This window comes from Curtobacterium sp. BRD11, assembly GCF_031844345.1.
GTDB lineage: Bacteria > Actinomycetota > Actinomycetes > Actinomycetales > Microbacteriaceae > Curtobacterium.
Genome location: NZ_JAUZUZ010000002.1, coordinates 489518 through 514955, shown reverse-complemented (window position 1 = coordinate 514955; position 25438 = coordinate 489518). Strand labels below are relative to the sequence as shown.

The 25438-nt window shown below is 73.1% G+C and carries 27 protein-coding genes; 15 read left to right on the top strand and 12 right to left on the bottom strand.

From position 1 onward, the window contains the following. Window position 1: 1 nt before the first annotated feature. From Q9R28_RS07110 to Q9R28_RS07100, 3 genes are all read right to left on the bottom strand, one after another. On the bottom strand, window positions 2-973 hold the full coding sequence (locus Q9R28_RS07110; protein ID WP_311205764.1) for an NAD-dependent epimerase/dehydratase family protein: 972 nt from the start codon (window positions 971-973) through the stop codon (window positions 2-4). 48 nt (window positions 974-1021) lie between these two features. Continuing rightward, window positions 1022-2260 (bottom strand): MFS transporter, encoded by a 1239-nt coding sequence (locus Q9R28_RS07105; RefSeq protein WP_311205763.1) that lies wholly within the window; start codon window positions 2258-2260, stop codon window positions 1022-1024. A 221-nt stretch (window positions 2261-2481) separates the two neighbouring features. Further along, window positions 2482-2922, bottom strand: a complete 441-nt coding sequence (locus Q9R28_RS07100) for a MarR family winged helix-turn-helix transcriptional regulator (RefSeq protein ID WP_311205762.1) — start codon at window positions 2920-2922, stop codon at window positions 2482-2484. Window positions 2923-2968: 46 nt separating this feature from the next. On the opposite strand from Q9R28_RS07100, the gene Q9R28_RS07095 reads away from it, so the two are divergent. Further along, window positions 2969-4204: a multidrug effflux MFS transporter gene (locus tag Q9R28_RS07095; RefSeq protein WP_311205761.1), complete on the top strand. Its 1236-nt coding sequence runs from the start codon at window positions 2969-2971 to the stop codon at window positions 4202-4204. 47 nt (window positions 4205-4251) lie between these two features. Here Q9R28_RS07095 and Q9R28_RS07090 read toward each other — a convergent pair whose 3' ends face one another. Both Q9R28_RS07090 and Q9R28_RS07085 read right to left on the bottom strand, forming a co-directional pair. Continuing rightward, window positions 4252-4977 carry a phosphatase PAP2 family protein gene (locus Q9R28_RS07090; RefSeq protein WP_311205760.1) on the bottom strand — a complete coding sequence of 242 codons (726 nt, stop codon included), beginning with the start codon at window positions 4975-4977 and terminating at the stop codon, window positions 4252-4254. A 106-nt stretch (window positions 4978-5083) separates the two neighbouring features. Continuing rightward, a complete protein-coding gene (locus tag Q9R28_RS07085) occupies window positions 5084-5392 on the bottom strand; it encodes a Dabb family protein (protein ID WP_311205759.1) in 309 nt (102 codons plus the stop codon). A 126-nt stretch (window positions 5393-5518) separates the two neighbouring features. Here Q9R28_RS07085 and Q9R28_RS07080 point away from each other — a divergent pair, with 126 nt between their 5' ends. Beyond that, a complete protein-coding gene (locus Q9R28_RS07080) occupies window positions 5519-5875 on the top strand; it encodes a VOC family protein (RefSeq protein WP_250367744.1) in 357 nt (118 codons plus the stop codon). Between the two features lie 87 nt (window positions 5876-5962). Here Q9R28_RS07080 and Q9R28_RS07075 read toward each other — a convergent pair whose 3' ends face one another. After that, window positions 5963-6850 (bottom strand): SDR family oxidoreductase, encoded by an 888-nt coding sequence (locus tag Q9R28_RS07075; RefSeq protein WP_066651561.1) that lies wholly within the window; start codon window positions 6848-6850, stop codon window positions 5963-5965. A 129-nt stretch (window positions 6851-6979) separates the two neighbouring features. Between Q9R28_RS07075 and Q9R28_RS07070 the strand changes: the two genes are divergently transcribed. Then, window positions 6980-7798: an SDR family oxidoreductase gene (locus tag Q9R28_RS07070; protein WP_311205758.1), complete on the top strand. Its 819-nt coding sequence runs from the start codon at window positions 6980-6982 to the stop codon at window positions 7796-7798. Between the two features lie 99 nt (window positions 7799-7897). On the opposite strand, the gene Q9R28_RS07065 is transcribed toward Q9R28_RS07070, so the two are convergent. Then, entirely contained in the window at window positions 7898-8632 is a 735-nt protein-coding gene (locus Q9R28_RS07065; RefSeq protein WP_311205757.1) for a S1 family peptidase, read from the bottom strand. A gap of 134 nt (window positions 8633-8766) precedes the next feature. Here Q9R28_RS07065 and Q9R28_RS07060 point away from each other — a divergent pair, with 134 nt between their 5' ends. Continuing rightward, window positions 8767-10305: a M81 family metallopeptidase gene (locus Q9R28_RS07060; protein ID WP_311205756.1), complete on the top strand. Its 1539-nt coding sequence runs from the start codon at window positions 8767-8769 to the stop codon at window positions 10303-10305. Beyond that, a complete protein-coding gene (locus Q9R28_RS07055) occupies window positions 10305-11039 on the top strand; it encodes a copper homeostasis protein CutC (protein ID WP_271827078.1) in 735 nt (244 codons plus the stop codon). The genes Q9R28_RS07060 and Q9R28_RS07055 overlap by 1 nt, the downstream gene beginning before the upstream one ends. Window positions 11040-11063: 24 nt before the next feature. Here Q9R28_RS07055 and Q9R28_RS07050 read toward each other — a convergent pair whose 3' ends face one another. Further along, window positions 11064-12245: a Fic family protein gene (locus tag Q9R28_RS07050; protein WP_311205755.1), complete on the bottom strand. Its 1182-nt coding sequence runs from the start codon at window positions 12243-12245 to the stop codon at window positions 11064-11066. A 91-nt stretch (window positions 12246-12336) separates the two neighbouring features. Further along, window positions 12337-12963 (bottom strand): ATP-binding cassette domain-containing protein, encoded by a 627-nt coding sequence (locus tag Q9R28_RS07045; RefSeq protein ID WP_311205754.1) that lies wholly within the window; start codon window positions 12961-12963, stop codon window positions 12337-12339. A gap of 50 nt (window positions 12964-13013) precedes the next feature. Between Q9R28_RS07045 and aztB the strand changes: the two genes are divergently transcribed. The 4 genes from aztB to Q9R28_RS07025 are packed head-to-tail and all read left to right on the top strand — an operon-like array spanning window position 13014 to window position 17192. After that, a complete protein-coding gene (gene aztB, locus Q9R28_RS07040; RefSeq protein WP_311205753.1) occupies window positions 13014-13883 on the top strand; it encodes a zinc ABC transporter permease AztB in 870 nt (289 codons plus the stop codon). Continuing rightward, window positions 13880-15079: an ABC transporter gene (locus Q9R28_RS07035; protein WP_251154258.1), complete on the top strand. Its 1200-nt coding sequence runs from the start codon at window positions 13880-13882 to the stop codon at window positions 15077-15079. Before aztB ends, Q9R28_RS07035 begins: the two co-directional genes overlap by 4 nt. Further along, window positions 15076-15981, top strand: coding sequence for a metal ABC transporter solute-binding protein, Zn/Mn family (locus Q9R28_RS07030; RefSeq protein WP_374191728.1), 906 nt, complete (start codon window positions 15076-15078; stop codon window positions 15979-15981). The genes Q9R28_RS07035 and Q9R28_RS07030 overlap by 4 nt, the downstream gene beginning before the upstream one ends. A gap of 26 nt (window positions 15982-16007) precedes the next feature. After that, window positions 16008-17192 (top strand): hypothetical protein, encoded by a 1185-nt coding sequence (locus Q9R28_RS07025; RefSeq protein ID WP_245172018.1) that lies wholly within the window; start codon window positions 16008-16010, stop codon window positions 17190-17192. Window positions 17193-17271: 79 nt separating this feature from the next. Here Q9R28_RS07025 and Q9R28_RS07020 read toward each other — a convergent pair whose 3' ends face one another. Next, window positions 17272-17886, bottom strand: a complete 615-nt coding sequence (locus Q9R28_RS07020; protein ID WP_251154260.1) for a GNAT family N-acetyltransferase — start codon at window positions 17884-17886, stop codon at window positions 17272-17274. 78 nt (window positions 17887-17964) lie between these two features. On the opposite strand from Q9R28_RS07020, the gene Q9R28_RS07015 reads away from it, so the two are divergent. Further along, the gene (locus Q9R28_RS07015) at window positions 17965-18573 is read left to right on the top strand and encodes a TetR/AcrR family transcriptional regulator (RefSeq protein WP_209684516.1); all 609 of its coding nucleotides are present in this window, start codon (window positions 17965-17967) and stop codon (window positions 18571-18573) included. Between the two features lie 35 nt (window positions 18574-18608). On the opposite strand, the gene Q9R28_RS07010 is transcribed toward Q9R28_RS07015, so the two are convergent. Next, window positions 18609-18869: a hypothetical protein gene (locus Q9R28_RS07010; RefSeq protein ID WP_066651540.1), complete on the bottom strand. Its 261-nt coding sequence runs from the start codon at window positions 18867-18869 to the stop codon at window positions 18609-18611. Window positions 18870-18989: 120 nt separating this feature from the next. Continuing rightward, window positions 18990-19844, bottom strand: coding sequence for a helix-turn-helix transcriptional regulator (locus tag Q9R28_RS07005; protein ID WP_066651538.1), 855 nt, complete (start codon window positions 19842-19844; stop codon window positions 18990-18992). Window positions 19845-19931: 87 nt separating this feature from the next. On the opposite strand from Q9R28_RS07005, the gene Q9R28_RS07000 reads away from it, so the two are divergent. From Q9R28_RS07000 to Q9R28_RS06980, 5 genes are all read left to right on the top strand, one after another. Next, a complete protein-coding gene (locus Q9R28_RS07000; protein ID WP_209684528.1) occupies window positions 19932-20714 on the top strand; it encodes an SDR family NAD(P)-dependent oxidoreductase in 783 nt (260 codons plus the stop codon). A gap of 154 nt (window positions 20715-20868) precedes the next feature. After that, a complete protein-coding gene (gene msrA, locus Q9R28_RS06995; RefSeq protein WP_066651533.1) occupies window positions 20869-21390 on the top strand; it encodes a peptide-methionine (S)-S-oxide reductase MsrA in 522 nt (173 codons plus the stop codon). A 160-nt stretch (window positions 21391-21550) separates the two neighbouring features. Continuing rightward, complete coding sequence (gene glgX, locus Q9R28_RS06990) at window positions 21551-23569, top strand: glycogen debranching protein GlgX (RefSeq protein WP_209684531.1); 2019 nt, start codon at window positions 21551-21553, stop codon at window positions 23567-23569. A gap of 117 nt (window positions 23570-23686) precedes the next feature. Beyond that, on the top strand, window positions 23687-24397 hold the full coding sequence (locus Q9R28_RS06985; protein WP_209684533.1) for a GntR family transcriptional regulator: 711 nt from the start codon (window positions 23687-23689) through the stop codon (window positions 24395-24397). After that, window positions 24394-25410 (top strand): ADP-ribosylglycohydrolase family protein, encoded by a 1017-nt coding sequence (locus tag Q9R28_RS06980; RefSeq protein ID WP_311205752.1) that lies wholly within the window; start codon window positions 24394-24396, stop codon window positions 25408-25410. Before Q9R28_RS06985 ends, Q9R28_RS06980 begins: the two co-directional genes overlap by 4 nt. Window positions 25411-25438: the final 28 nt, after the last annotated feature.

The window sequence follows — 25438 nt, the reverse complement described above, 5'->3', positions numbered from 1 at the left end:
CTCACCCGGCGGCGCGGACCGCATCCTCGTCGTCGTCCGAGAGGCCGGCGCCGTGCGGGTGGACCGGTTGCAGCTGCTCCCACGCGAGCACGTCCGCCAGCGTCTCGGCGAGTGGCCTCCGTGTCAGGCCGGCCGCACGCGCGCGGTCTGCCGGTCGGTCGTTCATGCCCTGGTGGTCGTCGTCGGGGATCCACAGCGGCAGGGACCGCTCCCCCGCCCAGGGCGCCACCCCGCGCGCGAGGAGCACCTCGTCCGCGAGCGCCACGACCGGGACGTCCACGGCCGCTGCGGCCCGTGCTTCCTTGAGGTGCTGCCCCAGCGTGACGACCTCGCCGGGGACGTCGTGGACACCCGCTCGTCGGCCCTCGGCCGCTCCGACGAGCCATCCCGCCAGGTCGCGGACGTCGATCACCGAGGTGGGTCGATCCGTGCGCGCCGGGACCACCACCGCGCGGCCGCTCTCGGCTGCACGGGCGAACCGCCACGGCCAGTAGCCGGAACGTCCGGTGTGGTCACCTGGTCCACCGACGAGCCCGGCCCGCGCGATCGAGGCGCGCTCGGGGCCGAAGGCGTCGAGGACCGCACGTTCGCACGCCACCTTCGCGGCGCCGTACTCGGCGGGGTCGTCCGACGGCTCGAGCACGGCGGCGTGCTCGTCGGCACCGCGCTCGGCCTGGGACGCGTAGACGCTCACGGTCGACACGAGGACGTACCGGTCGGCGACGGGCTCGAGGTCACGGGCTGCGCGACGGACGTGCTCCGGGGTGCGGGAGACGTCGACGACCGCGTCCCATCGCTCGCTGGCGACCCCGGTCAGGGCGTCGTCGCGGTCCCGGTCGGCCCGCACGAGTCGGGCGCCGGTGGGGACGTCCGAGCCGCGCGCGACGCACGTGACGTCGTGGCCGGTGTCGAGAGCGTGCTGCACGACGGTCCGGCCGAGCCAGGCGGTGCCGCCGAGGACGAGGATGCGCATGCAGTCCAGCCTGCACCGAGCGGCGACCGACGGCGCGCGGCGACCGGTTCAGGCGGTCGCGGCCGCCGGAGCGTCCTCGCGGCGGGCGAGCAGCAGGTCCGCCACGGCGGCGACGACGACCAGCGCGGCAGCGTACGCGGGGAACGCCATCGCGGCACCGGTGCCCGCACCCTCGGCGACCTCGCCGACCACGGCCGACGCGACCGACTGTCCGACGATGACCGCCGAGCCGAGGATCGTCATCGTGGTCGCCGAACGGCCGACGGGCGACCGGTCCGATCCCAGGCTGTACTGCGCGACGAGCGTCGGGCCGATGCCGATGCCCATGATCCCGAGCACGAGGACGACCGCCACGACGGAGTCCGCCCGGCTGAAGGCGATCGCGCCGCCCAGCAGCACGACCCCGAACACGAGCCAGCGCCAGGTGACACCGAACCGCTGCGGGAACGCCGCCGATCCGAGTGCGAGTGCTGCGGACCCGATCCCCATCACGCCGTACAGCAGGCCGGCCTGGGACGCCTCGCCGTGCTGTTCCGTGAAGGCCGTCAGCGAGGTCAGCGTCGACCCGAAGAAGAGTCCGATGCCGAGGATCCCGACGACGACCACGAGGAGTCGCGGACGGAGCAGCTGCCGGGCCGGTGCGCGCGTCTCCTGTGCCGGCCCACCGACGACGAGGGCGCCGGTCGGGTGCAGCGCGAAGGCGGTGACGAAGACGAAGGTCAGTGCCGACGCACCGGCGACGGCCACCCACGGCGCGATCGTGCTCGCGAGCAGGCCGACCAGGAACGGTCCGACGATGAAGACGGTCTCGTCCGCGGCCGACTCGTACGCCATCGTGCCGCTGAAGACCTTGTCGCGGCGTGCCGGGGACATGCGCTGGCGGATGATCGCCACGAGTCGCGTGCGGGACATCGGGGCGACCTGCGGTGCGGTCGCGCCGATCAGGAACGACATCGCCAGGACCGCGAGGTCGGGCGCGGTGCTCGCGACCACGATCGGCAGGACGCCGAGCAGGACGGCGTTCGCGAGTCCGACCGGGACGAGGACGGCCCGCTGGCCGAAGCGGTCGGCGGCCGCACCGACGAGGGGTCCGAAGATCGCCGAGCCGATCCCGACGAAGGCGGAGTTGATGCCACCGAGGGCGACGGAGTCACGGGACGCGACGACGAGGGTGAGGACACCGACGACCATCATCGCGAAGGGCAGACGGGCGATGAACGCGATCGGGAAGTACCACCGACCGGCGAAGGAGACGAGGGACGCGTCGGAGCGTCGGGCTTGGAGCATGAGGGGGTGTGCCTTCTGGGGCCCGGCCTGGTCCGGCGGCGGGCCCATCGGGTGCCGCCGCTGTCCGTCGGTGGGGCCGACGGCCGGTAGATACACACTGCTTGCTGTTGTGTCCCCCCAGGGTACCAAGCCCGTCCGGACGGCACGCGGGACCCGTCGGGACGCAGCTGGTGACGGTCTGGAGGCGCGTGGCGGGCCCGCCACGCGCCTCCAGACCGACGTCAGCCGCGGCGCAGGCCGTCGTCGATGCGCGCCAGCAGGTCGGCGGCGACGTCGATGCCGTCCTCGTCGCCGCCGAGGGCGGCTCGGAGCCGCTCGGCCCAGTGCGCGTGCAACCGCGCGATGCTGTCGTGGGCGAGGGCGGTGGGGTGCAGCTGCACGGTCCGGGCGTCGCCCGGGTCGGTGCGGCGCTCGACCATGCCCTTCGCGACGAGCGAGCGGAGCGCGACGCTGCAGTTGCTGCGCTGCAGCGCCGTGGCGTCGGCCACGGCACTCGGGGACGCACCCGGGTTCCGGTGCACCCAGCGCATCACGAGCGCCTCGGTGCCGGTCAGCGGGACGATGTCGAGCGCGTGCGGGCCGTGCGGGTCGACCTCGCGACCGATGCGCAGGACGACGTCGGCGAACTCGGCGAGGGCGTCGTCGGAGACCGCTGGTGCCATGGCGTCACTGTACCGTCCAGCGACGATGAGTTATGGTTTCATAACCATGACGACGGACACCGGATCCATCCGCGCCACCACGGCGACGCCCTCCACCCGCCCCACGGGCATCACGACTCCCCTGCTGCTCGTGCTCGGCCTGCTCAGCGCGGTCGCGCCCTTCGCGACCGACCTCTACCTGCCGGCGTTCCCGCGGATGACCACGGAGCTGTCCGCCTCGGCGACGACCGTGCAGCTCACCCTGACGGCGTTCCTGGTCGGCGTGACCGCGGGGCAGCTCGTGTTCGGGCCGCTGTCGGACCGTTTCGGCCGCGTGCCCCCGCTCCTCGCCGGCGCCGCGCTCTGCGTCCTCGCGAGCGCCGCAGCGGTGCTCGCGCCGAACGTGGCGGTGCTCGTCGTCGCCCGGCTGCTGCAGGGCCTCGGCGGGGCGGCCGGCATGGTGATCGGCCGCGCCGTGATCTCCGACCTGGCGACCGGCAAGCCCGCCGCCCGCGCCTTCTCGCTCATGATGATCGTCGGCGGGGTCGCGCCCGTGGTGGCACCGCTCCTCGGCGGTCTGCTCACCGGACCGATCGGGTGGCGCGGACTGCTGACGATCGTGCTCGGCCTGTCGGTGCTGATGCTCGTCGCCGTGCTCGCCGTCGTTCGGGAGACGCACCTGCGCTCGCGGCGTGACGCGCTCCGGGCCGAGCGCGTGGCGTCCGGTTCCCCGCTGCGGGCCCTGAGGTCGCGGACCTTCGTCGGCTACACCGCGGTCTTCGGCTTCGCGTTCGCGGTGATGATGGCGTACATCTCGGCGTCACCGTTCCTGTACCAGGGCATGCTCGGGCTCGACACCGTCGGCTACGGGCTCGCCTTCGGTCTGAACGCACTCGCGCTGATGGGCGTGAGCATCCTGTCGGCGAAGCTCACCGCGACCCGCTCGGTCGAGGGCGTCCTGACGCTCGGCATCGCCCTCGTGGTGGCGTCCACCGTGGCGTTCGCGCTGCTCGTCGTGACCGGGGCGCCCGTCCTCTGGCTCGCGGTGCCGCTCTTCACGGCGGTCGGATCGCTCGGCCTCGTGCTCGGGAACGCGACGGCGCTGGCGCTCGGCGCGGTCCCCGGGGTCGCCGGCAGCGCCTCGGCCGTGCTCGGCGCCCTGCAGTTCGGGCTCGCGGCGCTCGTGTCGCCGCTCGTGAGCATCGGGGGCGAGGACACGGCGGCGCCGCTCGCGGTCGTCATGCTCGCGGCCGCCGTGGTCGCCGTCGTCGCGCGCGTGGCGGCGCGGCGCAGCCGGGCGTAGCGGCGCAGCCGGGCGTAGCGGCGTGGGGCCGCGGGGCCGTGCGCCGCTCAGTGGCGGCGCCCGAGCGGTACCGCGGCGCCCTCACGCGGGCGGAGGAACGGGATGCGGGGCATCGCCCAGTCGACCCACACCACCCGGGCCGCCGGCGCGACCGCGAGCGCCCAGAGGATCGAGGCCGCCGCGTCCGTCGGGTAGTGCACGGCGTCGATCGAGACCGACAGGAACACGACCACGATCGCCACGACACCGGCGGCCCGGGCGACCTGGTGCCACCGCGTCTCGCGGACGACCCACACGAGCGCGATCACGAACGCCGTGATGTAGACCGTGTGCCCGCTCGGGTACCCGGGGTCGGGCTGGACGGGGAACGGGTGCGGCAGCAGTGCCACGTCGGGCCGGGCGCGGTGGACGATCTCCTTGACGACGGCGGACGGCAGCCACGTGATCGCGATCGTCATGCCGAAGCCCAGGGCCGGTCGGAGGTCCCGTGCCCGCCACCAGATGACACCAGCGACGACGAACGTGATCGCGATCGCCGGCACCGGGCTGATGACGTGGTAGACCGCCGTCGTGAACGCACCGACTGCGCCGGTGTGCAGCGTGTTGAACGCCTTCGCGAGCCCCGCGTCCACCGATCCGAGGAAGAACCCGATCACCGTCAGCACGACCACGGCCCCGATGCCGATCGTGACGGTCGCCAGCGGGTGGGGGTTCGGCTCGAGGATGCCGACGACGTCGGCCCTCCTCCGGCGGCGCTCGGGCTCGGTGCTCATCCGCCCATCGTCCCAGGGAGAGCCGCCCGTGCCCGGCACACGCGGCCCCCGCAGATCAGAGACCGCTCAGCCTGACGCTCGTGGCCCGGCGGAGGACGTCCCCGGCTCAGTCCTCGACGTCGAACACGACGACGCGGCTGCTGCCGGCGCCGATGTGGTCGGCGACCGGACGGTGCTCCGGGTGCGGCAGGTACCCGGCGAGCGCCTCGCGGTCACGGAAGCGCACGGTGAGCATCCAGTCGAACCCACCCTCGAGGCCCTCGGTGCTGATGCTCGGCCCGGAGCGCACCGACTCCACCCCGTCGATGCGGGGCAGGTGGTCACGGCAGAGCGCATCCGCCTGCACGGCGTGCTCGCCGACCCCGTCCCGCGCTGCGTCCCACTGCACCAGCACCACGTGCGTCACACCAGCCATGCCCTGCTCCCGTCGTCACAGCCCACACTGCCACCCGAGCACTGGGACACCACCCCGCCTGTGTCCGCACGCAACCACGCGACCTACCGTCGGCCGAGTACGAGACGGCATGACGAGAGGAACACCATGGCAAGCGGAGTGGCAGCGGTCTGGGTACCGGTCAGTGACATGCAGCGCGCGGTCGCGTTCTACCGTGACGCGCTCGGCCTGACGGTCGCGAGCGAGGACGACGACTGGAGCGAGATCGACGCGAACGGCCTGCGCATCGGCCTGAACGGCCGGGAGTCGGCGAGCCCGTCGAGCGGGGGCGGCGCGGTCGTGTCGTTCCAGCCGGACGGCAGCATCGAGGACGAGGTCGCCGACCTGCGGTCGAAGGGCGTCGAGTTCGCGGGTGACGTCAGCGAGCACCCGTGGGGCAAGATCGTGCCCTTCAAGGACAGCGAGGGCAACGACCTGCAGCTGTACTCGCCGCCGCAGGGCTGAGGCGAGCGGGTCGCTGAGGCGATCCTCCGGATGACGGGAGGCGCGGTGCCAGCGGGCCCCGCGCCTCCCGTCCTCCTGCAGCACCGTCTAGAACGCGGGCGTCCCGCCGGCGATCGTGATGGTCGAGCCGGACTGGTAGCTCGACTCCGGGCTGACCAGGTGCACGTACGCGGCTCCGAGCTCGGCCGGCTGGCCGGGGCGGCCGAACGGCGACTGCTCGCCGAAGTGCGACACCGTCTCGGCGTCGTCGGACCCGGGCTGCAGCGGCGTCCACACCGGACCCGGCGCGACCGAGTTGACACGGATGCCCTTCGGGGCGAGCTGCTGCGCGACGGCCTCGGTGAAGGTCTTGACGGCGCTCTTCGAGATCGCGTAGTCGATCTTGTCGGGCGACGGGGTCGCTGCCTGGATCGATCCGGTCGTGACGATCGTCGAGCCGGGCTCGAGGTGCGGGACCGCGGCCTGCGTCAGCCAGAACAGCGAGTAGATGTTCGTCTTGAACGTCGAGTCGAAGTGCTCGGTGGTCAGCGACAGGATGTCGTCGTTGCTGTCCATGCGACCGGCGACCATGACGAGGGTGTCGAGCCCGCCGAGTTCGTCGACCGCCTTCTGGACGAGGTCCTTGCAGTACTGCTCGTCGGAGATGTCCCCGGGGACGAGGACGGCCTTGCGCCCCTCGGACTCGAGGAGGTCGCGGACCTGCTCGGCGTCCTCCTGCTCGTCGGGCAGGTAGGAGAGGACGAGGTCGGCACCCTCACGGGACATCGCGATGGCGGCGGCGCGGCCGATGCCGGAGTCGGCACCGGTCACGATGCCGCGGAAGCCGGTCAGCCGTTCCTTGCCGACGTAGCTCTGCTCGCCGTGGTCGGGCTCCGGGTCCATCTTCCACGCGGCACCCGGCAGGGACTGCTCCTGCTTCGGGAACGGCGGCTTCGGGTAGAGGGAGTTCGGGTCGCGCTTCTCGTACTGGCTCATGGGGCCATGGTGCTCGCGAGCTGCTCCGTGCCGGTCCAGTCGGCCACGTGTCACCCGGGCACACAGGTCGCGCCCGGGCGACGGGCGTTGCCTGCTCGCGGTCACCCGATCAGCAACTGGAGGCAGCGAATGGCCAAGACCTGGTTCATCACCGGAGCATCGAAGGGCTTCGGCCGCGAGTGGGCGGAGGCCGCCCTGGAGCGCGGGGACTCCGTCGCGGGCACTGCCCGGGACACCGACGACGTGCAGGTACTCGTCGAGCAGTACCCGGACACCTTCCTGGCGATCCGGCTCGACGTCACCGACAAGGCCGCCGACACCGCTGCGGTGCAGCAGGCCGCGGAGCACTTCGGACGGCTCGACGTCGTCGTGAACAACGCGGGCTTCGGCCACTTCGGCATGGTCGAGGAGCTCACCGAGGACGAGGTCCGCGCGCAGCTCGAGACGAACTTCTTCGGCGCGCTCTGGGTCACGCAGGCGGCGCTGCCGATCATGCGCGAGCAGGGCTCGGGCCACATCGTGCAGGTATCGAGCATCGGCGGCATCAGCGCCTTCCCGACGGTCGGCGCGTACCACGCGTCGAAGTGGGCGCTCGAGGGCCTGTCCCAGTCCCTGTCGCAGGAGGTCTCGGGGTTCGGCATCTCCGTCACCCTCGTCGAGCCGGGCGGCTTCTCGACCGACTGGTCCGGTCCGTCCTCGAAGCACAGCGAGGAGCTCGACGCCTACGCGGACGTCCGCGAGGCCGCCTCGAAGCGTCCGTCCGCATCGGACCCGGGCAAGCCCGAGGCGACCCGCTCGGCGATCCTCAAGGTCGTCGACGCCGAGCAGCCGCCGCTGCGGGTCTTCTTCGGCAAGGCGCCGCTCGGCATCGCCGAGCAGGACTACGAGTCGCGGCTCGCGACGTGGCGCGAGTGGCAGCCGGTCGCCGAGGAGGCGCACGGCGCCTGAGCGCCCACGTCGCCGACGTCGCCGACGTCACCACGTGTCGGACGGGAGGCTCCCCACCAGCTGGTGGGGAGCCTCCCGTCCGTCGGTGGGTCGCGTCGGTCAGACGCCCGCCGTCGACCGGATCCACGAGGACGACTGCGACAGCAGTGCGTAGTTCGACCCGGCCGTCGTGTCCGCACCGGGGTCGGCGCTGTCGCCGGTGGAGCACACCGCGACGACCTTGCCGTTGACCAGGAGCGGGCCGCCGGAGTCGCCGTGGTTCGATGCGCCGGTGACGCCGGTGACGTGCTGCGCCTTGCCGCTGTAGGCGTCGCGCGTCGCACCCGTGAGCGACACGGTCGCCTGGTACAGCGCGTCCGACTGCTGCGCGTTCGCCCGCAGGCCGTAGCCCTGGATCACGCCGGTCCCGCTCGACTTCGCCGCGGCGGTCAGGTCGAGGGGGGCGTAGGTCGACAGCGCGTAGGTGCTGCGCAGGTGCACGAGCGCGATGTCCCCGGCCGGCGCGGCGCTGACGCGGTCGATCGCGACGGCGGTGCCGCGGTTCGTGGTGGAGTTCGAGTGGTAGACGTTCATCGCGCCGATGCCGTCGATGCAGTGGCGGGCGGTGACGATCCACGAGGCGTTGATCTGCTCGCCGGTGCAGTTGCTGACGTACCCGGACGGGATGGTGCCGCCGGACGCCTCGAGCTGGACGGCCCAGGTGGTGGTGGTGGGTGCCTTCTCGCCGCCGACGACCTCGGTGCCCGCGGGCAGCGCGGAGGCGGGGGTGGCGGCGAACACGCCGCCGGCGACGACGGCCACGGCGGCGAACGCCGCTGCGAGGGTGTGCTTCACGGGGACTCCTCTGTTCCTGGCTCCTGCACCGTTGCAGGATGCAACTGCGGTCATCCTGACCCTCGTCCGGGGGCCGCGCCAGTCCGCACTTCCACCGACACCGGGTCTCCGCGGCCGCTGCCTATGCTGATCCCGTGCCCGACCCCGCCGTCACCGCCGCCGCTCCGGACGCACGTCGCCCGGTGATCGCGATCGCGGGACTCGCGATCGAGACCTCGACCTTCACGCCCACCCGGACGCTCGCGCCCGCCTTCCACCCGGACCGCGGTGACGAGGTCGTGGCGCGGTACCCATTCCTGGCGTCGTACGCCGACGCGGCCGAGTTCCGCGGAGCGCTCATCGGTCACGCGCTGCCCGGCGGGGTCGTCGCCCGGCCGGCCTACGAGGAACTCGCCGACGAGATCGTCGCGCGCCTGACGGAGATCGGGCCGGTCGACGGCCTCTGGTACGACATCCACGGCGCGATGGTGGTCGAGGGACTCGACGACGCCGAGACCGACCTGCTCGGCCGCATCCGCGCGGTCGTCGGGCCGGACGTCATCGTGTCGGCATCGATGGACCTGCACGGCAACGTCACACGGGAGCTCGCGCACCAGGTGGACCTCGTCACCTGCTACCGGACGGCCCCGCACGAGGACACCCTCGAGACGAAGGAGCGCGCGGTCCGGAACCTGGTCGACGTGCTCACCACCAGGCCGGTCGGAGGACGGCGCCCGGTGAAGGCGTGGATCCCGATCCCGGTGCTGCTGCCCGGCGAGCAGACGTCGACCCGCATCGAACCCGCGGCGTCGATCTACGCGCAGGTACCGGAGGTCGAGCAGGAGGACGGCGTGCTCGACGCTGCGATCTGGGTCGGGTACGCCTGGGCGGACCAGCCCCGCGACCGAGCGGTCACCGTCGTCACCGGGTGGGACCGCGACGTCGTGGCCGCCGGCGCCGAGCGCCTGGCCCGGGCGTTCTGGGACGCACGCGAGGACTTCGCGTTCGTGGCACCGACCGGCACGTTCGACGAGTGCCTCGCCACCGCGCTCGCGCCCGGTGCCGCGCGCCCGTTCTTCGTCTCGGACTCCGGCGACAACCCGACCGCCGGTGGTTCCGGCGACGTGACGTGGGGGCTCACGCAGGTGCTCGCGCACCCGGCGTTCGCCGCGCCGGACGGCCCCACCGTCATCTACGCGAGCGTCCCCGGTCCGGCGGCGGTCGCCGAGGCCGTGGCCGCCGGGGTCGGGGCGACCGTCACGGTGACGGCGGGCGCCGAGGTCGACGACGTCCACGCGGGGCCGATCACGATGACCGGCCGGGTGCACGCGATCGAGCACGGCGATCGGGACGCCGAGACCGAGGTCGTGCTGCAGGTCGGCAGCGTCTTCGCGATCCTGACGACGCTCCGCAAGCCGTACCACCACGAGCACGACTTCACCGATCTCGACCTCGACCCGCGTCGGGCCGACGTCGTCGTCGTGAAGATCGGCTACCTCGAGCCGGAACTCTTCGACATGGCGGCCGACTGGATGCTGGCGCTCACTCCGGGAGGGGTCGACCAGGACCTGCTCCGCCTCGGGCACCACCGGATCGAGCGGCCGCTGTTCCCCTACGATCGGGAGTTCGCGACGCCGCCGGACCTGTCCGCGCGCATCGTGCCGCCGTCGAACGAACCCCTCGGAGCCGCCTGATGACCGTCGCCCTCGAGATCGCCGTGACGTCGCCCGCCGGGGCCCTGGTCGCCCGTGACGGGGGCGCCGACCGGGTCGAGCTCTGCGTCGGCCTGGAGCTGGGCGGCCTGACGCCCTCGCAGGCCCTGGTCGAGGCCACGCACGAGACCGGGATCCCGGCGCACGCCCTGGTGCGCTGCCGCCCCGGGGGCTTCACGTACGACGACGACGAGCTCGCGCTCATGGAGCGGGAGGTCCGCACGGTCCTGCGCTCGGGAGCGGCCGGGGTGGTGGTCGGTGCCCTGCGCCCGGACCGGACCCTCGACGAGGACGCCCTCCGCCGCTTCGTGGCCGCCACCCGCTCGGTCTCCGCGCACGCCGAGGTCACCCTGCACCGCGCGGTCGACCACGCCGCCGACCCGGTCGCGACGGTCGCGCGGCTCGCCGACCTCGGCGTCACGCGGGTGCTGACCTCCGGCGGCGCCGCGAGCGCCCCGGCGGGAGCGACGACGATCGCGCGCATGGTCGACGCCGCCGGGCCCGTGCAGGTGATGGCGGGGGCCGGGGTCCACGCGCGGGACATCGGAGCACTGGTCGCGACCGGGGTCGCCGCGGTGCACCTCTCCGCCAAGCGGTCGGTCGCGGGCGGTCACGACGGCGTCCCGATGGGCAGCGGCGACGACGGTTCCGGCCACACCGTCACGGACGCGGCGGTGGTGGCAGCAGCGCGGACTGCCCTCGATCAGTCGGCCTGACCCGATCGGACCCGCCGTGCGGCGTCAGCCTCGCTTCCCCGCTCGCGCTGCGAAGGCGTCCAGTGCCTGCAGGACCTCGTCGTTCCGGTAGAGCACGCCGTGGCGGTACTCGTTCTTCGACACCAGGACGCCGGCCTCCACCAGCTTCTGGATGTGCGGGTAGGCGTTCCGCGGCTCGACACCCATCTCCGCGGCCAGCACCGTGGCGTTGAGCACCGGCTGTCGCACGACGATGTCCATCGCGGTCCAGACGCCCGAGTCACGACGCGCCGTGACCCGCTCGGTCCAACCGCGCCTGATCCTCTCGATGTCGCCGACCAGTCGGCGCGCGTTGGCCACAGCGACGAAGACCGCGTCGCAGACCGCACGCACGATCGGCGCGATGTCTCCGCTCCGGTACGCCGTGAGCGCTGCGACGTAGCCGTCCGTGTCGGTGAGCAAGCCCGCGGACACCGGGACGGTCACGTTCTGCGTGAGCTCGTTGGAACGGAGCATCGCCTGCAGCAGCGCCCGCCCGGTCCGGCCGTTCCCGTCCGTGAAGGGGTGGATCGTCTCGAACTGCGCGTGGGCAACGGCGACCTGCGCCAGTCTCGGGACATCGACTCGTCGCGCGAACCCCATCACGTCGTCGACCAGCGCCGGCACACGCTGCCACGCCGGAGCCACGAAGTCCGCGCCCACCGGGCTCCTGCCGCTCGTTCCGACCCAGACAGCCTCCTGCCGGAAGCGGCCCGCCTCGTGGTGCGGATCGTCTGCCATGAGGACACGGTGCATCGCGAGGACGGTGTCCGTGGTCAGCGCGTCCGACAACTCGACCGCGGTGCGCATCGCACGGGTGTTCGAGACGATCTCCTGAGCGTTGCGTTTCCCCGGTGCGCCGAGCTCTGCAGTGAACACCTGGCGCGCACTGGCCGTCAGGTGCTCGATCTGCGACGACGCTGCAGCCTCGGAGCGCAGGAGCAGCGAGGAGAACGGCGCCACGCGAGCACCCAGCTCACCGTCGAACCGGGCGAGCGCTGTGGCTGCTTCATCGACCAGGACTGCAAGTGCATCGTCCAGGACGAGCGGGAGTGCCGCGATCATCGGCGGGACGGCCGCTCGGTACCGTTCAGAGAGCGCAGCACGGCGCGCCGCGCGGACGCCGACCTCGGCGTACCGGCTCGTCCACTCCAGCTCCTCGTGACCGAGTGCAGGCCAGGTCGTCATGCGCAGCCCTCCGTACGGACGTCAGAACACCACGGGCAATTCTTCTGAGATCGCCCATCATCTCAGAAGATCCGGCGGGGATCTTCTGAGATCACGCCAGGGCCACGACCCGGCCCGCAGCGGCGATCGCGACCGGGTCGTGCGCCGCGTGGACGACGACGACACCCGCGGCGGCCTCCGCGGCGAGCGCCGCCGTCACAAGGGCCGCGGACGCCGCGTCGACGCCCGCCGTCGGCTCGTCGACGAGCAGGACCGGCGCGCGCTGCGCGAGACCGAGGGCGACGAGCGTGCGCTGCCGCTGCCCGCCGGACAGCTCGTCGAGCGGCCGGTCGGCGAGGTCGGCGATGCCCATCCGGTCCAGCTGCGCGTCGACCACCGCGTGGTCCGCCCGTCCGGGCGGTCGCCACCAGGGCCGTGCCCGCCACCGCCCCATCGCGACGGTCGACCGCACGGTCAGCGGGAGCGCGGACGGCGGGACCGCCTGGGTCACGTACGCGACACCGCCGGACGGGAGGCCCGACACGCCTCCGCCGACGGGCGTCACCATTCCGGCGAGCGCGTCGAGCAGCGTCGACTTGCCGGATCCGTTGGGTCCGGTGAGCGCCGTGACGGCTCCGGCGGGGAACGTCGCGTCGAGACCGTCGAGCACCGTCCGGTCACCGCGTCGGACGACGAGGTGCGTGACCTCGAGGGCAGGGGGAAGCGCGGTGGTGAGCACCTGAGCACGCTATCAGTATCGATAGTCGTTTTCATGTAGCGTTTCCCAGCGTGACCTGGCTGACCGACCCGTTCTCCGTCGACTTCATGCTGCGCGCCCTCGTCGGCGGCACCCTGGCGGCGGTCCTCTGCGCGGTCGTCGGCACGTGGGTGCTCGTACGGGGCATGGCGTTCCTCGGCGAGGCACTCGCACACGGCATGCTCCCGGGCGTCGCGGTCGCCACCCTCACCGGGATCCCCGCCGTGCTCGGAGCCGCCGTGAGCGCGGGCGTGATGGTGGTCGGCGTCGGCGCACTCCGTCGTCGCGCCCGGCTGTCGTACGACACCTCGATCGGGCTGCTGTTCGTCGGCATGCTCGCCCTCGGGGTCATCATCGTGTCCTCGTCTCGGTCCTTCGCCACCGACGTCACCGCGATCCTGTTCGGGGACGTCCTCGCCGTGACCCGGACCGACCTCGGCGGGCTCGCCGTCGCGGTCGCCGTCGCACTCGTCCTCGCCGCGGCGTTCCACCGGCCCTTCACCGCGGCCGCCTTCGACGTCCGGAAGGCGGCGACGCTCGGCCTCCGCCCCCGACTGGCCGAGGTCGTGCTCGTCGGGCTCGTCACGCTCGCGGTCGTCGCGTCCTACCGCGCGGTCGGGACGCTCCTGGTCGTCGGGCTCCTGCTCGCGCCCGCCGCCGCGGCCCGGGCCTGGACCCGGCAGGTCGGGTCGACCATGCTCCTCGCCGCGGTGATCGGCAGCGCCGCCGTCACCACCGGCCTGCTCGTCTCCTGGCACGCGGGGACCGCCGCCGGCGCGAGCATCGCAGCGGTCGCCGTCGCGGGCGTCGCCGTCTCCCGCGGCCTCGCCGCCCTGCTGCCGCACCGGGGGCGGCGGACGACCACGACCACACCAGCACCAGCACCACGAGAGGGAGCATGACGAACCCCACCACCACCACGACCCGCCGCGTCGCGGCGCGACGCATGACCACCGCAGCGGTGGCCGCCGGACTCGCGCTCGGCCTGACCGCCTGCTCGACCGGAGGCACCGCCGGACCGGCCGCCGACGACGCGACCGGCACGGCGAAGCCCCACGGCTACGTCGAGGGCGCGAGCGAGGCGCAGGAGCCGCAGGTGCGCCTCCTGGCCGTGTCCGCCGCCGGCGAGACGGCGGTGCACGACCTGCTGAGCGGCGAGACCACGGCGCTCGACGACGTCGAGGCGCCTGAGCACTCCGCGACCGACGGACGGTTCCTCGTCAGCAGCACCGAGGACCGCACCACGATCGTCGACGGCGGTTCGTGGACCGTCGACCACGGCGACCACACGCACTACTACGCGGCCGAACCGCGCGTGGTGGGCTCGATCGACGGCGGCGGGCCCGTCGAGGTGCACTCGTCGGAGACGATGACGACCATCACCTGGCCGGAGCGCGGCGAGGGCGTCGTCCTCGACCGGGCCGCACTCGGACAGGGTGACGTCGAGGAGACGGTCCGGATCGACGCGACCGTCCTGCTGCCGTTCGGCGAGCAGCTGGTCGCGGGCACCGACGACGGCGTCCGGGTGCTCGACGCCGACGGCGAGCCGAGCGGCGCCGAGGCCGCGTGCACCGACCCCGCGGGCGGCATCGTCACCCGGGCCGGCGCCGTGGTCGGCTGCTCGGACGGGGCGGTCGTCCTCGGCGAGGACGGCGAGACCACCACCGTCGCGCTGCCCGACGGGGCCGCACGCCCGACGGAGTTCTCCGCCCGCGCGGGTCGACCGACGGTCGCCGGGCTCGCCGGCGACCGGGGCGCGTGGCTGCTCGACAGCCGCGAGGGCACCTGGCGACTCGTCGAGACCGAACGGCCCCTCCGCGCCGTGACGGCCGTCGACGACGAGGACGAGCACGTCGTCGGCGTGGACGACCAGGGTCGAGTCGTGGTGATCGCGGCGACGACGGGCACGGTCGCCACCACCGAACCGCTGCTCGACCCGGGCGAGCAGCCGCTCCTGCAGCTCGACGCCCAGCGCGCCTACGTCGCCGACGCCTCCGGGCAGCAGGTGCACGAGATCGACTTCGCGGACGGTGCACGCCTCGCGCGGTCGATCGACCTGGCCGCGGCGCCCGTCGCGTTCGCCGAGGTCGGACTGTGACCCGCCGGTTCCGCGCCAGCGCCGCGCTGGCCGTGGCCGCCGGACTGGTCGCGGTGACGGCGGGGTGCTCGTCCGCCGGGTCGGACCGCCCGGTCGTCGCGGTGACGACGAACATCCTCGGCGACGTCGTCACCGAGGTGGTCGGGGACGCGGCCGTCGTGATGGTCCTCATGCCGGCGGGTGCCGACCCGCACTCGTTCGAGGTCTCCGCGCAGGAGGCCGCCCGGCTCCGGAGCGCCGACCTCGTCGTCGAGAACGGGCTCGGGCTCGAGGAGGGCGTCGCCCGGCACGTGGAGGCCGCCGCCTCCGACGGTGTCCCGGTGTTCACGGCCGGCGAGCACGTCGACGCGCTCGAGTGGACGACGGAGGACGACAGCGGCCCCGATCCGCACCTCTGGACCGACCCCGCACGCATGGTCGACGTCGTCGAGGCCCTCGACGACGCCCTGCGGGACGCGGGCGTCGAGCCGAGCGGGACCGACGCGTACCTCGACGAGCTGGCCACGCTCGACACGGACATGTCCGACGCGTTCGCGGGCATCCCGGAGGACCGACGGGCACTCGTGACGAACCACCACGTGTTCGGGTACCTGGCGGACCGGTACGACTTCCGGGTCGTCGGCGCCGTCATCCCGAGCGGGACCACCCTGGCGTCGCCGAGCGCGGCGGACCTGCGCGACCTCGCGTCGGCGATCGACGAGGCGGGCGTCCCGACGATCTTCGCCGACCTCTCGCAGCCCGCACGGCTGGCCGAGGTGCTGGCGGACGAGGTGGACGTGCACGTGGAGATCCGTCCGCTCGCCACCGAGTCGCTGACCGAGGACGGTGTCGCCTCGACCTACCTCGGGATGATGCGGTCGAACACGGCGGCGATCGTCGACGGCCTGTCGATTTCTAATTGAGAATGAGAATCAGTACAGTGAACGGCATGACAACTCTGCGCACCACGCTCGCGCCCGCAGCCCTGCTCGGCGCCGCGGCCCTCGTCCTCACCGGCTGCTCGACGGGCCCCGCCGACGCGGAGGCCGAGGGCACCCGCACCACGGAGGCCGCATCCGCCGAGGGCGACCGCATCGTCCTCACGTACGACGGCGGCCTGCTCACCCTCGACCAGGACCTGCGGGTCGTCGCCGACGACAGCATCGACGGCTTCACCCGCGTGAACCCCGCCGGGGACGGCCGCCACGTGCTCGTCACGGTGCCCGAGGGCTTCCGGGTCCTCGACACCGCCGCGGACCCGGCCCTGACCGACGCCGTCTTCCCGGCCGACACCGGCGGTCACGCGGTCGTGCACGGCGAGAAGACCGCGCTCTTCGCGGACGGCAGCGGTGACGTCACGGTGTTCGAGCACGACGACCTCGACGGCGCCACGCTGCCCGAGGTGGAGACCACGGAGTCCGAGGCGGCACACCACGGCGTCGCGATCGTGCTCGAGGACGGCACGCTCCTCAGCACGATCGGCACCGAGGAGGAGCGCACCGGCGTCCGCGCCCTCGACGAGGACGGCACCGAGCTCGCCCGCTCGGAGGAGTGCCCGAACGTGCACGGCGAGGGAGCGGTGCAGGGCGAGGTCGCGGTCTTCGGCTGCACCGACGGCGCCCTCGTCTACCAGGACGGCGCCTTCGCGAAGATCGACGCCCCGACCGAGTACGGCCGCACCGGCAACCTGTTCACCACCGAGGACTCGTCCGTGGCCGTCGGTGACTACAACGACGACCCGGACAGCGAGGGCTACCTGCTCGACCAGGTCGCACTCATCGACGCCGCGTCGGGCGAGTACCGCGTCGCCGACATGCCCGAGGGTGTGGGCTTCACCTTCCGCGACATCGCGCGTGGTCCCGGTGACGAAGCCGTGATCCTCGGCTCCGACGGCGCCCTGCACACCTTCGACGAGCAGACGGGCGAGCCGATCGACACGTTCGACGTCCTCGACGCCTGGGAGGGTCCGACCGAGTGGCAGGACGCCCACCCCGCACTGAAGGTCGCGGGTGACGTCGCGTACGTGACCGACCCGACCGAGCGGAAGATCCACGCGGTGGACCTCACCACCGGGGAGGTCGTCGCGTCGAGCGACGAGCTGCCGGGCGTCCCCAACGAGATCGCGGTCGCCTGACGGCCGACGTCACCACCCGACGGACGGGAGGCGCGGTACCGGCTGGCACCGCGCCTCCCGTCCGTCCGTCGGTCGCGGCTCAACCGACCGCGGGTCGCCACATCGAGACCGGAGCGGCCGCCCGGAAGCCGGTGATCGGCGCACCGTCCCCGAAGCCGTGGCGACGGTAGAGCCGGCGGTTCTGCGGCGTCGAGGACTCGAGGTACGCGTGCTGCGCGAGGGCGTCGACCCGGCGCAGCGCGTGGTCGAGCAGGAGCCCGCCGACCCCCTGACCTCGGGCCGCGGCAGCGACACCGATCTCGGCGAGGTACCAGTGCGGCGCATCGGGGCGGGCGCGGTCCATCCGTCGGAGGTGCCGCAGCGCGCGGAGGGCACCGCCGGTCCCGAGGACCCGGAGGAGTGCCGGGACCTGCCGGACGAACGCCAGCGTGCCGCCGACGTGCGGCCGAGGCGCCTGCCAGAACGCGGCGCCGAGCAGCCGGCCCTCGTCGACCGCGACGTCGAGCGCCCGGGCGCGTTCGGGGACGGCCCGGACGAGCGCGGCGAAGAGGGCGCCGAGCACGACGACCCGGTCCTCGCCCGGACGCGGCGGTCGGACCTCACCGAGGACGGGGTCGGCAGCGAAGGCCTCGGCGAGCACGGCCGCGGCGGCGGGCACCTCGGACGGGGATGCGGGACGGACGGTGATCGACACGGGGACTCCTCCACTTTCGGCCGTTTGGCCAGATCAGCTTGCCGACCACTCCTGCGGACGCCCCGTACGCTTCCTGTGATGACGCAGGACCAGCAGACGCGGTCGTACCGCCCCCGAGGGGAACGGCGTGACGAGCTCCTCGACGCGGCTGCCCTCGTCGTGCGCGACCACGGGGTGACCGGCCTCACCACGCGGGCGGTCGCCGAGCGTGCCGGCGTGGCGCACGGAGTGGTGCACTACGTCTTCGGCGCGCGGTGGAACCTGGTGGTCGCGCTCCTCGAACGCCAGGCACGGGACGTCCTCCCCCGCGTGCTCGCCGCTGCCGATGCGCGGCACGACCTCGCCGACGCGATCGATGCCGGAGTGGCCGCGTACCTGGACCTGGTGCGCCGGGAACCCGAACGCTTCCGCCTCCTCGAGGCCGTCAGCGGCACCGCTCTCGACGGTGACGACGCGCTCGTCGCCGCCGAGCGAGCCCTCTGGCGCGACGGGGTGGCGGCCGGCATCACCCGCTGGACCGCGCGGCACGGAGTCGAGCTCGCCGAGCCGACCGCGGTGGCGGCGGACGCGGTGCTCGCCCTGGTCGACGGCCTCGGGCGCGCGGCGTGGGGCGACCCGGACGGCACGTCGACCGATCGCGCACGCGCGGTGCTCGTCCGCGGCCTGGCGCACGCGCTCATCCGCTGAGCACCGGCGGGCCGGGTGGACGAACTCGCTCGTGATCAGCGCCAGGTCCGCGCGACCACCCAGCCGTCGCCCTCGGGGACGATGTCGACGACGACGGCGTCCCCCTCGGCGCTGACCTGGAAGCGCCACCCCACCGTGCGCTCCGGCGCGTGGGTCATCGCCGACGGCAGGAACTCCGCCGTCGCGGTCAGTCGCGTCGGACTGTCGCTCACCCGCCAGCGTCGATCCCGCCACACCATCCGGTCCGGCACCCCGCGCTCCCACCACACCGTGGCGACCTCGTGCGTCAACATCATCCCGACCTCCCGATTCGAACGTGTGTTCGAATGGTAGGCGATCGCAGGACGACACGCACGTGCGGGGTCGACGGGTGCGCACCGCGTCCACCGACGTCGTCACCGCCGGCCCGTCGTGGCTCAGCCGCGCTCGGCAGTCTGCGTGGCGAGCATCCCGAGGAGCGCGAGGGCATCGGCGTCGGGGGATCCCGGCGCCGCGGTGTAGAGCACGAGGAACTGGTCGCCGTCGACGAGCGCGAGGCTGTCGCAGTCGACCGTGACCGGTCCGACCGACGGGTGGTGGAAGGTCTTCGTGAGCACCGGAGCCGGCTGCACGTCGTGTCGTGACCAGAGCCGCGCGAACTCCGCGTTCCCCGTCCGGAGCTCGTCGACGAGCGCGACCACCTCCACGTCCGTCGGGTGCTGCGCGAGCGTCGTCCGCAGCTGCATCACCACCTGGTGCCGGAACTCGGCGCCGTCGGAGATGCCGTACGGCGGCTCGGACGCCCCGCCCGTCCCGCCGACGGGGAAGGCCTGCCGGGCGAGGTTGCGGCCCCGACGGTCCCGCAGGGCGAAGTCCTCCAGGAGCGCGGCGGCCAGGGGGTTCCACGCGAGGACCTCGAAGTCGGCGGCGAGCACGATCGCAGCGGTCAGCGGCAGACGGTCGACGACCGCCAGGATGCTCGGCCGCACCTGACGCCGGATGCTCGCGGTCCGTGTCCGGGCGGTCCCGGCGAGCAGGTGGAGGTGGTCGGACTCGGCGTCGGTGAGGCGCAGCGTCCCCGCGATGCCGGCCAGCACCTCGGCGGAGGGCCGAGGGGCTCGTGCCTGCTCGAGCCGGACGTAGTACTCGGTGGAGATGTGAGCGAGGACCGCGACCTCCTCGCGGCGCAGCCCGGGTGTGCGCCGGCGGGTCCCCGACGGGAGCCCGACGTCCTCCGGCCGCAACCGCTCGCGCCGTGCGCGGAGGAACGCGGCCAGCTCCTGCTTGTCCATGTCCCGATCCTCCCCCCGCGGGCACGTCGCCGTCCTGGTACCGGGTGTACCTGGCTACGCGGCCACCGCGGGACGGACGCTGACGGCATGAACGATCACACCACCACCCGTCCGAACGGCCTGCTCACCGGCAAGGTCGTGTTCGTCTCCGGCGCCAGCCGCGGCATCGGTGCCGCCGCCGCCCGGCTCTTCGCCGACGAGGGCGCCGCAGTCGTCCTCGCCGCGCGGAGCACCGGGTCCCTCGAGACCGTCGTCTCCGGGATCCGCGACGCCGGCGGCACCGCGGACGCCGTCGCGCTCGACCTCGCCGACCCGGCGAGCATCCGGGCCGCCGTCGACCGGGTCGACGAGCTGCACGGGCGACTCGACGGCGCCTTCAACAACGGGGCCGCGATCCAGCAGCCCGGCCCGCTGGACGCCACGAGCGACGAGGACATCGACACCCAGTTCGCGGTCAACTTCCGGGGCCACTGGGTCGCGATGACCGCCGAGGCCGCCCTGATGCGCCGCTCCGGCGGCGGGGCGATCGTGAACACGTCGAGCATCGGCAGCCGCCGGGCCAACCCCGCACTGCCGGCCTACGGGGCGATGAAGCGCGCCCTGAACAGCATCACCGAGACGGCAGCCGTGACGTGGGCGCCCGAGGGCATCCGGGTCAACGGCATCACCCCGGGTGGCACCGCGACGGACATGATCGCCGCGTGGGAGGCGGCGACCCCGGGGATCACGGAGCAGATCGACGCCTCGGTACCGCTCGGCAGGATGGCCCGCCCCGAGGAGGTCGCCGAGGTGGCGGCCTGGCTGCTCAGCGACCGGGCCTCGATGGTGACCGGAGCGAGCATCCCGGTGGACGGCGGCGCCGGGGCCTGACGCACCCGCGGTGGCGCCCGGCTGGACGTGGGCCGTCCGTGCACCGACGACCGGGGCGCACGATGGACCACGACCCGGGAACACGCGCCCGGGGTCGCCGGTTGCACCCGGTGATGCCGCAGCCAGCGGCAACGACGACGACCAGGAGGCCAGCATGACCACGACCGAGACCGCCATCCTCGCCGGCGGGTGTTTCTGGGGAGCGCAGCAGCTCCTCCGCCGCCGACCCGGCGTCATCAGCACGCGCGTCGGCTACTCCGGCGGCGACACCCCGAACGCCACGTACCGGAACCACGGCGACCACGCCGAGGCCGTCGAGATCGTCTTCGACCCGTCGCAGATCTCGTACCGCGACCTGCTCGAGTTCTTCTTCCAGATCCACGACCCGTCCACGAAGGACCGGCAGGGCAACGACGTCGGTCGCAGCTACCGCTCGGCGATCTACTTCACGAACGACGAGCAGCGCCAGGTCGCACTCGACACCATCGCGGACGTCGACGCCTCCGGCATCTGGCCGGGCAAGGTCGTCACCGAGGTCGAGCCCGCTGGCGACTTCTGGGAGGCCGAGGAGGAGCACCAGGACTACCTCGAGAAGTACCCCGCCGGGTACACCTGCCACTTCGTGCGCCCGGGCTGGAAGCTCCCGCACCGCGACGAGGCGACCGCGACGGTCTGACGTCGCGACGTGACGACGTGACGACGTGACGACGTGACGACGTGACGGTCTGGAGGCGCGGTGCCAGCCGGCACCGCGCCTCCCGTCCGTCGTCGGTCCGGCATGTCCGGGGTACGTCACCGACCCGAGGACACAGTCGCCGACCACTACAAGTGGGAGCATGACCACTTCCTCCCGCACCCCGCTCGGCGTCACGCTCGTCGACGGGGGCGCCAACGTCGCGCTCTTCTCCAGCACCGCCGAGCGGGTCGAGTTCTGCCGCTTCGACGAGGACGGCACCGAGCACCGCACCGAGCTCCGCAACCGCACCGGCTACACGTTCCACGACGTCGTGCCGGACGTGACCGTCGGCACCCGCTACGGCTTCCGCGTGCACGGCGCCTGGGACCCGGCGAACGGCCTGCGCCACAACGCCGCGAAGCTCCTGCTCGACCCCTACGCGACCGCCGTCGACGGCTCGTACGAGTGGGGCCAGGCCCTGTTCGGCCACGACATGGAGGACCCCGAGCAGATCGACGAGACCGACTCGGCGAGCGCCATGCCGAAGTCCGTCGTCGCGGACCGCGAGTTCGACTGGGACGGCGACACGCTGCTCCACACCCCGTACCGCGACACCGTCGTCTACGAGGTGCACGTCAAGGGCTTCACGAAGCAGCACCCGGACGTGCCCGAGGAGATCCGCGGCACGTACGCGGGCCTGGCGCACCCGGCCGCGATCAAGCACCTGACCGACCTGGGCGTCACGGCCGTCGAACTGCTGCCGACGCACCAGTTCGTTCAGGACTCGACCCTGGCCGACAAGGGCCTCCGCAACTACTGGGGCTACAACAGCATCGGCTTCTTCGCCCCGCACGACGAGTACTCGTCCTCGGGCACGGCGGGCCAGCAGGTCACCGAGTTCAAGGAGATGGTCAAGGCCCTGCACGCCGCGGGGCTCGAGGTCATCATGGACGTCGTCTACAACCACACCGCCGAGGGCAACCACATGGGCCCGACGCTGTCCTTCAAGGGCATCGACAACCAGTCGTACTACCGCCTGGTCGAGGGTGACGAGGCGAACTACTTCGACACGACCGGCACGGGGAACTCGCTCAACGTGTCGCACCCGTCCGCGCTCGGGCTCATCACGGACTCGCTCCGCTACTGGGTCGAGGAGATGCACGTCGACGGCTTCCGCTTCGACCTCGCGACGACGCTCACCCGCCAGGACGGCGAGGCCGAGAAGCACTCCGCGTTCCTCGACATCATCCACCAGGACCCGGTGCTCCGCGAGGTGAAGATGATCGCCGAGCCGTGGGACACCGCCGGCTACCAGGTGGGCGGGTTCCCGGCCGACTGGTCGGAGTGGAACGGCAAGTACCGCGACGACCTCCGCGCGTTCTGGCGGGGCGACGAGGGCACGCTCGGCGACGCCGTGCAGCGCACGCTCGGCTCCCCCGACGTGTACGAGGGCTCCCGTCGCTCCCCGCTCTGCTCGGTGAACTTCGTCACCGCGCACGACGGCTTCACGCTGGCCGACCTGACGATGTACGCCGAGAAGCACAACGAGGCCAACGGCGAGGACAACAACGACGGCGAGAGCAACAACACGTCCTTCAACGGCGGCATCGAGGGCCCGACCGACGACGGCGCGGTGAACGACTACCGCGACCGCCAGCGTCGGAACTTCCTCGGCACGCTCATGCTCTCCGCGGGCATCCCGATGATGCTCGGCGGCGACGAGATCGCCCGCTCGCAGGGCGGCAACAACAACGCGTACTGCCAGGACGACGAGATCTCGTGGTTCGACTGGGAGGCCGCCGACCAGGACCTGCTCGCCTTCACGACCGCGGCGATCGCGTTCCGCAAGCAGCACGAGGCGCTCCGCCCGCTCTGGTACCGCACGGCCCCCGGTGACTCGGAGTCGACGGTGCAGGTGCTCCGCGCGGACGCGCAGGGCTTCGAGGACGGCGACTGGGCCGACGCGGGCAACCGCGCGGTGATCCTGGTGCTGCAGCAGGGCGACGACACCGTCGCGGTGCTGCTGAACGCCTCGGGGACGACCGTCGAGTTCACGCTGCCCGAGAAGCCGGGCGGCGGCACGTGGTCGCTCGGCCTGTCGAGCGACCACGACCAGGCCGTCGAGGGCGACGCGACGACGCTGCTCGTGCGCGACGCGTCGTTCACCGCACTGGTCTAGTCCCCGGACGCACGGACACGAGGACGGGAGGCGCGGTGCCAGCTGGCACCGTGCCTCCCGTCCGTCGTGTGATCGCCTCGGTGACTGGACAGGCGTTGTACATGTACACTCCTGTCCATGCCCGTCTCATCGAAGCGACGCCTCGTCGCCGACGCCCTCCGCGACGCGATCGCGACGGGCCGGTACCGCGCCGGTGAGCGCCTGCCCGGCGAGCACGACCTCGCCGCCCGCTTCGCGGTGAGCCGCGGCACCGTCCGCGCCGCCCTCGCCGACCTGGCCGACGACGAGTACATCTCGACCCACGGGGGCGTCGGCTCGGTCGTCACGTTCGACGGCGCCGCCCTCGACCCGCGGGGTGGCTGGGCGCGGTCGATCGCCGCCTCGGGCACCGAGGTGACCACCCGCATCCTGCGACTCGCCCGCGTGGACGACCCGGGCCTCCAGGTCGAGGTCGACGCGGCGGACGCGGCGTTCGTCGCGGTCGACCGGCTGCGCACCGTCGTGGGCGGGCGGCCGGTGTCGCTCGAGCGGAGCATCCTGCCCGCCGTCGGCCGCCTGGCCGCTGCACCGACCGACGGACTGGTCGAGGACTCGCTCACGGCGACCATCGCCGAGGCCGGCCTCGTGCCGGCGAGCGCCGAGCAGTGGGTCGACGTCGTGCCCCTCGACGCCGAGGACGCCCGCCTGCTCGACCGCGCCGAGGGAACCCCGTTCCTCCGGAGCCGACGTGACTCGCGCACCGCCCAGGGCGCGTTCGTCGAGCGCGTCGACAGCCTCCTCGACCCGGACCGCTTCCGCCTGCACATGCGCTTCGGGACCGCACGATGACGACTCGACAGGACACCGTGAACGACCAGACCCACGCCCTCGCCGCCCTGACCGGCCTCGCGATCGGCGACGCCCTCGGCATGCCCACGCAGTCGATGTCCCTCGCGCAGATCCGAGCCGACCACGGCACGATCTCCGGGTTCGTCGACGCCGGACCGCACCAGCGGATCGCCGCCGGCATGCCCGCGGGCACGATCACCGACGACACCGAGCAGGCGGTCATGGTCGCCGAGCTCCTCGTCGAGGGTGACGGGCACATCGACCCCAGCCGCTTCGCCGAGGCGCTCATCGCCTGGGAACGCGCGATGGAGGCCAAGGGCTCGCTCGACCTGCTCGGCCCCAGCACGAAGACGGCCGTGCAGCGCATCCTCGACGGCGTCCCGGCGTCCGAGGCCGGGTCGACGGGGACGACGAACGGCGCCGCGATGCGGATCGCGCCGGTCGGGATCGCCGTGCCCTCCGGTGACCTCGTCCGTCTGGTCGACGCCGTGCAGGACGCGTCGCGCGTCACCCACGACACGGGGATCGGCATCGCCGGGGCGAGCGCCGTCGCCGCCGCCGTGAGCGCGGGCGTCGGCGGCGCCTCCCGGACCGAGGCGCTCGACGCCGCGGTCGCGGCCGCCACGATCGGTGCGGCCCGCGGCCACTGGGTCGCGGGCGCGGACATCGCTGCGAGGACGACCTGGGCGCGCGGCTTCCTGCCGACCGTCCCCGCCGAAGACCGGATCGACACCGTGTCGCAGCTCGTCGGCACGAGCGTCGCCAGCCAGGAGTCGGTCGTCGCAGCGCTCGCCCTCGTGGCGCTCGACCTCGACCCCTGGGAGACGCTCTGCACGGCCGCGTCGATCGGCGGCGACACGGACACCATCGCCGCGATGGCCGGTGCCGTGCTCGGTGCCGTGCACGGTCCGGATGCCTGGCCCGTCGACGCGGTCACCACCGTGACGGCCGTGAACCACCTCGAGCTCGGCCCGCTGGTCGACGGACTGCTCGCACTCCGTCACCGGGCCTGACCCGACGCCGGACGGCGGCGGTCCCCCC